General features: G+C 30.2%; 11 protein-coding genes. All 11 read right to left on the reverse strand.

The window, feature by feature from the left end; translation table 11 throughout:
* Positions 1-272: 272 nt before the first annotated feature.
* The 11 genes from N4270_RS16770 to N4270_RS16820 all read right to left on the reverse strand — a co-directional run bounded on the left by N4270_RS16770 (position 273) and on the right by N4270_RS16820 (position 9,834).
* Positions 273-1,082: a hypothetical protein gene (locus N4270_RS16770; protein ID WP_260098510.1), complete on the reverse strand. Its 810-nt coding sequence runs from the start codon at positions 1,080-1,082 to the stop codon at positions 273-275.
* A gap of 158 nt (positions 1,083-1,240) precedes the next feature.
* Positions 1,241-1,951, reverse strand: a complete 711-nt coding sequence (locus N4270_RS16775; RefSeq protein ID WP_260098511.1) for a hypothetical protein — start codon at positions 1,949-1,951, stop codon at positions 1,241-1,243.
* Positions 1,952-2,186: 235 nt separating this feature from the next.
* The gene (locus tag N4270_RS16780) at positions 2,187-2,573 is read right to left on the reverse strand and encodes a hypothetical protein (RefSeq protein WP_260098512.1); all 387 of its coding nucleotides are present in this window, start codon (positions 2,571-2,573) and stop codon (positions 2,187-2,189) included.
* A gap of 369 nt (positions 2,574-2,942) precedes the next feature.
* Entirely contained in the window at positions 2,943-3,770 is an 828-nt protein-coding gene (locus N4270_RS16785; RefSeq protein WP_260098513.1) for a CPBP family intramembrane glutamic endopeptidase, read from the reverse strand.
* Between the two features lie 156 nt (positions 3,771-3,926).
* On the reverse strand, positions 3,927-4,949 hold the full coding sequence (locus N4270_RS16790) for a hypothetical protein (RefSeq protein ID WP_260098514.1): 1,023 nt from the start codon (positions 4,947-4,949) through the stop codon (positions 3,927-3,929).
* A 560-nt stretch (positions 4,950-5,509) separates the two neighbouring features.
* Positions 5,510-6,223, reverse strand: coding sequence for a class I SAM-dependent methyltransferase (locus N4270_RS16795; RefSeq protein WP_260098515.1), 714 nt, complete (start codon positions 6,221-6,223; stop codon positions 5,510-5,512).
* Positions 6,224-6,394: 171 nt separating this feature from the next.
* Complete coding sequence (locus N4270_RS16800; RefSeq protein WP_260098516.1) at positions 6,395-6,733, reverse strand: hypothetical protein; 339 nt, start codon at positions 6,731-6,733, stop codon at positions 6,395-6,397.
* Positions 6,734-6,883: 150 nt separating this feature from the next.
* The gene (locus tag N4270_RS16805) at positions 6,884-7,501 is read right to left on the reverse strand and encodes a hypothetical protein (protein ID WP_260098517.1); all 618 of its coding nucleotides are present in this window, start codon (positions 7,499-7,501) and stop codon (positions 6,884-6,886) included.
* A 162-nt stretch (positions 7,502-7,663) separates the two neighbouring features.
* Positions 7,664-8,521, reverse strand: coding sequence for a hypothetical protein (locus N4270_RS16810; RefSeq protein WP_260098518.1), 858 nt, complete (start codon positions 8,519-8,521; stop codon positions 7,664-7,666).
* Positions 8,522-9,075: 554 nt separating this feature from the next.
* Positions 9,076-9,525, reverse strand: a complete 450-nt coding sequence (locus N4270_RS16815; protein ID WP_260098519.1) for a hypothetical protein — start codon at positions 9,523-9,525, stop codon at positions 9,076-9,078.
* Positions 9,526-9,567: 42 nt separating this feature from the next.
* Positions 9,568-9,834: a hypothetical protein gene (locus tag N4270_RS16820; protein WP_260098520.1), complete on the reverse strand. Its 267-nt coding sequence runs from the start codon at positions 9,832-9,834 to the stop codon at positions 9,568-9,570.
* Between the last annotated feature and the right edge of the window lie 153 nt (positions 9,835-9,987).

Consider the following 9,987-nt stretch of genomic DNA (forward strand, 5'->3'; position numbering starts at 1 on the left):
TTGTGTGTTTTCCGGTTGTAAGTTCGTCTAAAATTTTCAGTTTAAAAGGTTCTGAATACCGTCTAATTATTTTGTCATTTTTGTACATAATGTTTAAAATTATGTAGCCTATATTCAGGACGGGTCAAGCTTACTGCCAACGTGTATGTGTATGGTTAGTTGCGTGTAAGTACGCAGTTATTCTTTGCTAAGCAATATAATAAAAAGTACACAAAGACCGTCGTCTTAACCAACTAGCGGAGCAATTAATTATACACGTTGTTGGCTAACGTTTATAATTCTGTTGCGGTTATTGAATTTTGTTTTGCGTTATATTTAAAAACTTTATTTAATGCAGTTGATGTTACCATAAATTCTTCCATTCCAAATAAGTCAAATCCATATAATCTAAATGTGCAAATGTCGGTTGCCGAAATGTAGGGAGTCATTTTTAAATGAGAATGTATTGCAGAAACAACAACTTCATTGTTTGGGCCTTTGGTTTGAGTAGCAATTAAGGTCTTATGAAATTTTTTCCAGCTAATAACATTTCCTCTTTCGTCTGTTTTAAATAAATAATCATTTCCAAAAGGAATTACATTTGAATTAGGTGTTCCTATTATAATATAAAGTTTATATCCACTTATTTCAGGTATCAATACAAGATTTGGATTAAAGCCTTTTTGAAAGTTGAAACTATATTTTTCTGCGTTAGAATTAAGATTTTTGAGAATGGCATTTTTGACTTCAACAAGTTTAGAAACTTTTTCTGATATTGGTTTAACTTCATAATCCTCCGAGTATGGAACCTTTAAATTTTTCTTTGTAAAAGAATATTTTGCTATTTGATTTTTATATTCTTTATCTGCAAAAACAGCAAAAAGTGTGTCATTAGAAAGATAGACAATATAAGTTCCAATATTTTCTTTAATTCGTTCATTCGAGTAAGCCAAATCTGTAGAATTCCAAGTAATTTTCTCATACTTGTAAAGTAAGTCAGCTTCATTTATAATTGAATCAAGTATTGCTTTTTCAGATCTTTCTTGAGAAAAAGTAGAAATAGGTAGTATTCCTAAAATCAGGACATATATAATTTTATTCATAATTCTGTTCTAAATGTTTGCCAACGTGTTCGTGTATGGTTAGTAGTGTTCGAGAACTAAGTTAGCAAAAAAGAACGAAGAGCGCGGAAATTCGGCGGAATTTCCTCAACCATCATTAAACACTATTAATTATACACGTTGTTGTGCTTTCGTTATTTTTATTTTCCGCTTGGTTTAGTAGCTTCAATTATTTCATCTATGAGATTATCTGTTTCTAAACAGCGTTCTTTAACTTGTTGATAATGCCAAATACTATTGTCTAAATAATTTTCGAATGTTACCTCTTGAAACAAAGGATAATAGTCTGGTTTTACTTTAGAAATTCCAGTCCAAGGATAGTTACTTGCCTTATCCATTTGTTTAAAAGATATTTTATCTAATAAATAGGGTATAAGCTCGGTATTTGACCAATTATCCAACTTTGTCACACGGGTTTTTCTAATTTCAGATAGTGTATTCCATTTATAAAGTAAGTCCGTGGTTTTTTCATTTTTTAAAAGGTTTAATTTGCCACTTTGGATAATGTTTTTAATTGTATTATCTGCAAAGGCTATTTCGCTATATCCGAAAGAAACATAAAAAATACTATCTAAATTATGTTTAAAGAGTTCATCTTTTGAAGCTCCGATTAAGTTCATTAGAGTTATTTGCGCATTCATCTGATTATTAACTTCAATAAGAAAATCTTTCAAGACCTTTTTATTTTCTTGAAAATCTGTGTGAAGTTTGGCAATTACCTCTTTTTCTTCGTTTTTCTCAATGCGATTGTTGTTCCAGTTATTGACTTGTAATGCTAAAAGAATACCAATCATTACTAGTATGATTTCGCCAATCGCATACTTAAAATACTTTCCAGTTTTGTTTTCCATAAGCAAGTTTTGGCGAATTTTTCTAAAGAATTTTATCATTGGTAGTTAGTTTCTCTAAAGGTAGGATAATAAATGAATTTGGGAATTCTGATAATGAAGCACAACGTGTTCGTGTATGGTTAGTAGTGTTAGAGAACTAAGTTAGCAAAAAAGAACGAAGAGTGCGGAAATTCGGCAGAATTTCCTGAACCATCTTTAAACACTATTAATTATACACGTTGTTGTAACCAGTTTTTCATTCCACTTTTTTTATTAATTCAGTTATTTTGTCAAGACTCAATTCCATTAATTTTCTATGAACTAAACCAAAGAAAAACAAAATAAATATCGTTGTTATAAGTCCAAATAAAATTCCGTGTTCATATATAAATCCGATTGTCCATATTATTAAAAAAGTAAGCGCAAAAATCACAAGTATTTTTTTAGGTTTTGCTATCAGTTTAACTTCAGAAAGGTTTACCTCGCAAACAAAGTCATAGAATGCTTTTCCATAAATTTTTATCATTCCATTTTCGATGTCGATTTTCTTGTGATTGAATTTTTTGAAGGAGTCAACTAATTCGGATTTCGATTTTTTTGTTTTAACATTTCTGTCAATTTGTAACTTATTTATTAGGGTCATACAATTTTGGGTTTAGTCCAACCATTGTTATTATTACGACAACTATTAAAATCAAAAATCCGACACCTAAATAAACGCTTTTTAGTAACATTTCTTAATTCCGCTTTTCGGATCAATTTCATTAAGAATTTGTTCATATGTTATTTTATGACCTTTGATTTTGTAGTAAATCAGTAACAAAGTGGCTCCAATGTAACCAATTATAAACTGTTTTATTGTTATGTTATAAATCTGGTTCACTCGGTTTTCTTAAATTGGTTACAACGTGTATGTGTATGGTTAGTTGCGTACAAGTACGCTATAATTCTTTGCTATGCAATATAATAAAAAGTAGGTAAGGACCGTCGTTTTAACCAACTTGCGAAGCAATTAACTATACACGTTGTTGGCAGTAGTTTTTAATTTATTTTTAGCTATCAATATTCCTATAAACATTAACATTCCAATACTAGACAACAAATGCACTTTTTTGAAATCCATATTCAATTCAGGAAAAAACAGCAATGCTATCCCTGCATTAATGGATAAGTGAAATAAGATTGCAACAAGAACACTTCCTTTTGAATTAATTACTAACCAAGTTATTATTATAGATAAACAGATTAGCATTAGAAAATATGTCGTTACAGGTAAAAATGAAATTGATTCTCCGCTAACTAAAGTACCAAATGGTGCCCACCAAAGTGGAATATGCCAAATAAACCATATGACTCCAATTAAAATTGCACTTTTTAAGTTTGAATATTTTTTTTGTAATTCTGGTAATAAAAAGCCTCTCCATCCAAGTTCTTCTCCTAAAGGTCCAGCGTAAAAGCCAGCCCATAATATAGCTGGAATCGAAAGAAAAGCCATAATGTCAAAACTCCCAATATCTCCAATAAATATATTATAAAGTCCAATTCCGATAATTACAAAAAATATAGGTAAAAGAATGATGTACAAATAGTTTTTAAAAGGAATATTCCAAATAAATAATTTCTTAAGCAAACTCAATACACCTTGAAATCCATCAAAAATAAGAGTCGTTAAGATTCCACTTATTGTAGGACCATAAACACCAGTAAAAAATAAAGTTAAAAATGTTCCTATAGATTCTTGATTAATTCCATCCTCAAGATGATTTAAACCAATAAGCCAAAAAGTCCAAGACCAAATAAATGTCATTAATAAAAAAATATAAGTTTTTTTATTATTCATGATTTTCTCAAATTACTGCCAACGTGTACGTGTATGGTTAGTTGCGTGCAAGTACGCTGTTATTCTTTGCTATGCAATATAATAAAAAGTAGGGAAGGACCGTCGTCTTAACCAACTTGCGTAGCAATTAATTATACACGTTGTTGGCAACTGGTTTTATTCTAAAATGTAGTTATATTTTGACGATCTAAGTAGTTTTATTAAAACTTCATAATTAGCTAAGTCATCAGTTTTTTGATATATTTTTCTTCTCAAGTTAACTAAATTGAAGTCATCTGGTGCTAAGTTTTCCAAGTCAGATAATATGTTCAAAGCTTCTTTGAAATTTCCATTCAAATATGCCTTAGTAGCTTGCTTGAATTTTGATTTATAAACTTTCGGGAAATAGTCGTTTTTGGGCTTAACTATAATTGTATTACCTTTTTTTTCTACATCTGGATATTCGATATAATGAAATGAAATTTCTTTTAGAATTTTTACTTTTTTCCCATTTACAGTTGGTGCAATCCACATACCATTCGTTTTAAGTATAGCTTTTTTAAATTCACTATCATATTTTTTGTTTATATGATGATGAATTTCGATGTTAGAAATTTTACCCTTCTCATCAATTATAAAAGTAGCGTATATGAAAGTATCTTTGTTTTCTGATAAGCCTTCAACGAATGGTTGTATAAATTCTTTTACATTAGCGTGATTAGAATTTATAAATTTTGAATACACTTTATCTGTTTCTAAATATAGAGAATCACCGTTCTTAATAAGAATATCTTCGCTTCTCAGATTAATGCTATTCAAGAATGACTGCTCACTTAAAAATATGGTTCTAGTTGAGCTTGAAGTTATTATATTGTTTTCAAATTCAAGTAATACTAATTCCTTTTTGTTTAATCTTTCTATTTTGAGTTTAGTAAACTTTAGGTCTAAAATATTGCCTTTGATTGAGTAAAGTAAAAGCCTCCCTTTTTTATTAGGTTCAGTGGAAATGTATAATTTGCCATTTCTTTCGAAAGTGTACTTTAGATATTCATTATTTCTTTGTTGAATTAATGGAGTTGTAGATTTGTCAAAAGTCTCCATATTAGTTTTTATCCAAACACCAATAATATCTTTTTTACTTTGACTAAAAATTAAAGTCGTAAAAAACACTAAAACGATAAATGATAATTTTTTATTCATTAGTCTCTTTAACTTGTTGCCAACGTGTATGTGTAAGGTTTCGTTGCGTTGGTTTGCTTAAAATTAATAAAAGAAACCAAAACCATTGATGTTTTTGTCTAAAATATTCCAAGTACAAAAAAAGAAGCAATGAACTTTACACGTTGTTATTTACTGTGCCGACACCTAAGAGTAAACACTTACAGCTTGCGTTTCTGAATCCAGAGTAATCACATAACGCGAGAAGAGTAATCACATAAAGAGATTTGAGTGATCACGTTTGCTAATCAATTGTTTTTTGAATCAGACGATTTCCTTTTGAATTGAACCTCTAATTTATAGATTTGAGTGGTTCTAGAGTTGAGTAAAAAAACTTTCGAGATTGAGTGTGAATTACTAAAATTAGGATTGAGCAATTTCTCCGTTTGAGTGATTCGGAGGCATTGTATATAACGTGTATGTGTATGGTTAGTTGCGTGCAAGCACGCTGTTATTCTTTGTTAAGCAATATAATAAAAAGTAGGGAAGGACCGTCGTCTTAGCCAACACTAGCAATTAACTATACACGTTGTTGCCAATAGTTATTTTATTTTCTGTCCTTTAATTCCGCTTGCACAACCGAAAAAATATTCCACATATTCAACTTCAAATTCAGGTCTGTTAAAAATCCGATGTGTGTTTTTTGAGTTTCCAAATTCTTCAGTATAAATTCCTAACATTTTATAAGTTTCTGGACTTCCAAGAAATACTTTTCCTAAAATCGGAATAACATTTTTTAAGTAGAACATATAAAATGGTTTTAATATTTTACTTTTTGGAACAGAAACATCAATTAGCGAGAATTTTCCGTTTGGTTTTAAAATTCGATTGATTTCATTCGCGAGTTCTCCAAGTTGTTCATCATTAAATGTCTTTAATCCAAAACCTGAAATGACATAATCTGCTGTTCCGTTTTCTATTGAGTTTTGAAAAACGTTTTCTTTCAGAACTTCAATTATTGATTTTTCGAACTTTCTTTTATTTTTCTCTGCGCGATTTATCATTTCTGATGAGAAGTCAAGTCCGATAAGTTTTGAGTTTTTGTCAGATATTTTTAGAATATGTTTCCAACATTCTCCCATTCCAGTCATCAAATCGACAACTATTTTTCCTTTTTCAATTCCAATTTCTTCAACGCATTGTCTTCTCCATCTTTCGCTAAACCCAAATGAGGTTATGTAATTCACTTTTGAATAAGAACTTGACATTTTATCAAACAGTTTTTCGACAAATTTAGGTTCGTAAATATCTTTCATTCGCGATGTTGGTTCTAATTATTGGCAACGTGTATGTGTATGGTTAGTTGCGTGTAAGTACGCTGTTATTCTTTGCTAAGCAATATAGTGAATTGTGAGAAAAAATCCTGCGCTTAGCCATCAAACCGCAATTAATTATACACGTTGTTGGCAGTTGGCTTATTCAACTAATTATGGAGTTCCGACAATATCTTTATCCCAATCTAAACATTTGTTATAAATCAAGTTTTTCAGGTTTTCCAATTCAGTATGTTTTTCAGCAAGGTCGTAAACTGATTCTTTCATTTTTTTCATTTGTGAATCCGTCAAGTTTTCATTCCACACTAATTCCGTTCCGTATTTTATAATTCCGTTTATATGTTCATTACTGAGTGCTTTTTCAAATTTATTCCAATCTGGTATCAATGCTTCAGCGTGTCTTTTTTTTCGTTTAGATAACCAAATAAAATATACGATAAGCAAGAGTAGAGGAGTAGAAAAAGTTATAATAAGTAATAATCCGTTATCCATGTTTTTTTCCGAGCTTACTGCCAACGTGTTTGTATATGGTTTGTTGCGTGTTTTAAGCACCTAATTTAGCAAATACAAACCGAATAGAAAATCCGCGAGGATTTTCGTAAGTAGGCTATAACTAGCAATAAATTATATACGGTGTTAGGCTTAGTTTTTTTTCAGTTTTATTTCCTTTTCGCAATCTATACATATTAAAGTGTCATTTAACATTCGATATTTTGTTCCGATATTTTCATATAAAGTTTGATATCCTTTTTTGGTATGTTCAGATATTCCATTTTTTAAGTGTAATTCAAGAACGTTGTCTTTTAATTTGTATTTTCCTAATGTTTCTTCTGTCATTTCTCCTCCGTGGGAAGTTGAACATAAAAAGTCATTATTTTTGTATAGTTCAAGTTTTACCCAAATAAAATCAGGGTTTTTTATGCTAGTGAATTCCATTTTCTTTCCACCAAAGAAAGTCCATTTGATTACATCCCTTGGCATAAAAACTAATAACCCAAATCCAATCACAAAAACTATAATTCCAGCTCTATATTTTTTCCAATGATTCTTTTGTTTAAAAATCAAGGAATTTAATAAAAGTCCAATTCCGATAATTAAAAATATTCCATAAACTAGTGTTAAAGGTCCAGCATCGTTGTCAGTAAAAGTTCTGTTTCCTGGAATTCGAAAATGAACTAATAATCCACCAGCTAATGCGAAAATTGAAACAGAAATCAATTGTCCTGCAATTCGAATTATATTCATCAATTTAATACTCATTCGGGATTTTTGTCAAATTAAGCCTAACGTATTTGTGTATGGCTAGTTGCGTTGGCAAGCACTAAGTTAGTAAATAGAAAACGAACCAGAGGAAAATCCGAAGGATTTTCCGAGTACACACAGAATAGCAATTAGTTATACACGTTGTTGGCAAATGTAATATTATAGTTTTGCAGAAAGTTCATTTAAAGATTCGACTAGTTTAATTAATAGAGAAGGAGCTTTCGAAAACGAGCCTTCCTTTAAATCATACTGAGAATTCAAGTTTTTTATAATTAGTGATGTAATTCTAGAACATGTTAATAATACAGTAGAAAATGATCTCTCGCTTTCGTTACTTTTTTTGAGTGCAGAATTTAGTTGTCGTATACTTATATATTCCGAATGAATATGGTTAGAGTATAATGAATGGCTTCTTGATAAATCTCCGATTTGTATCAATTCATAGACTTCATTTGGCGTAATTAATCTAGCATATTTTGGATTGATGAACTTTTCTCTTTTTGCAAAGGTTGCAACCTTAAACTCTTCTAATTTCCTTATGTTTTTTAATTCTTGAGCTAGTTCATTTCTCATTTTTAATATTGGCGTAAAATCTTTCGTATGCTTTTGAGTAAGAAAGAGTTGTTTTCTTAAACCATGAATTTTGTAAACATAAGCTCTAAGATTTTTAGAATAATCAATATCTAAAAAGAAGATGTAACATAAATTCACAAAAGTTTCAATCTGCAATCGTGCTAGAGAGTAGACAGCTGTCATGTCACTGACGTCAATTTTTTTATCACGAACTTTAATCGAAGATCCATTTGTAAGATTTAAAAGACTAGAATTATGATATAATATTTGAAATAATAACTTTTCAAAAAGTCCAGCATTTTCAAATTCAATTCCAAATTCGTGTAAATCTTGAGTGCAGTCAGCAAGAAAAGTATTTAAATCTTCAAGAATTTCTCTCTGATTTATGAATGATGTGTCATTAATTGAGAATAAGGCTTTTAGTTTATCTTCTTGTTCGCTCATTATGTTTGCCAACGTGTATGTGTAAGGTTTCGTTGCGTTGGTTTGCTTAAAATTAATAAAAGAAACCAAAACCACTGATGTTTTTGTCTAAAATATTCCAAATACAAAAAAAAGAAGCAATGAACTTTACACGTTGTTATTTACTGTGCCGACAACTAAGAGTAATCACATTCAGCTTGCGTTTCTGAATCTTGAGTAATCACATAACGTGAGAAGAGTAATCACATAAAGAAGTTTGACTGATCACGTTTGCTAATCAATTGTTTTTTGAATCAAACGATTTCCTTTTGAATTGAACCTCAAATTTATAGATTTGAGTGGTTCTAGAGTTGAGTAAAAAAACTTTCGAGATTGAGTGTGAATTACTAAAATTAGGATTGAGCAATTTCTCCGTTTGAGTGATTCGGAGGCATTGTATATAACGGTTTTGTGTATGGCTTGTTGCGTTGGCGAGAACTAAGTTAACAAAAAGAAACTAGCCATTAGGAAAATCCGTTAGGATTTTCCGAGTACACACAGAATAGCAATTAGTTATACACGTTGTTGGCAACTGGCTATTTTGTCAATTCATCATAATCTGTTAATAATGCTCTCATTAACATTTCACCATTTTTTCCTAATCCTTTGTTTTTAAGTCCTAAATCTTTTCTCATTTCAAGCATGATTTTGGTCATATAGTTTAGGTTTTTTTTTGAATCAAAATTTTCTTCTCCGTTGTTTTTGTATAAGAACTGAAAGTAATCTGAAAAAGATTTTATAACAGAAGGTGATGCATATAGAACATACTTTTTATAAAAATCAAATAATTCGGATATCATTTTACTGTCTGAATCTTTTCTTTTAACCTTTGTGTGGTCAAAGAATCCAATCATTAAATTCACATATTGCTGATAAATCTCACGTCTTTCTTTAGTAACTTCATTAGTTAACGCTTTCTTTTTCTCAATATTTGTTTTAATCAAATATCCAACACCAGCACCAAAGACAGGTAGTGTTATTGACAAAATTGTTATTATGGTTTGTGAATTCATACCTAAATTAAACTGTTAGTTCTTTTTCCATACTTTATTAAATTCATTTTCTGAAATCTCACATTCAGCGAATTCATCTAAATCCAATTCTTGGTCTCCAAGTCCACCAAATTCATCTTCCAATTTTTTTTGGTCATATTTTAATACTTTTCCGTTTTCGTAAATTTCAAGTTGCTTTGTCGGAAGTCCAGAATTTTCGGTTTCAAAGTACCAAATGGATTTTCCCCAACTGTCAAACTCATCTCCACGAGTTTCTTCCCAATTTCGTTTATAGTACTTCATTTTCTTGGTTTGTGCAGCTTGTTGCCAACGTGTATGTGTAAGGTTTCGTTGCGTTGGTTTGCTTAAAATTAATAAAAGAAACCAAAACCACTGATGTTTTTGTCTAAAATATTCCAAGTACAAAAAAAGTAGCAATGAACTTTACACGTTGTT

It is taken from the genome of Psychroserpens sp. SPM9 (assembly GCF_025153525.1).
Classification (GTDB): domain Bacteria; phylum Bacteroidota; class Bacteroidia; order Flavobacteriales; family Flavobacteriaceae; genus Psychroserpens.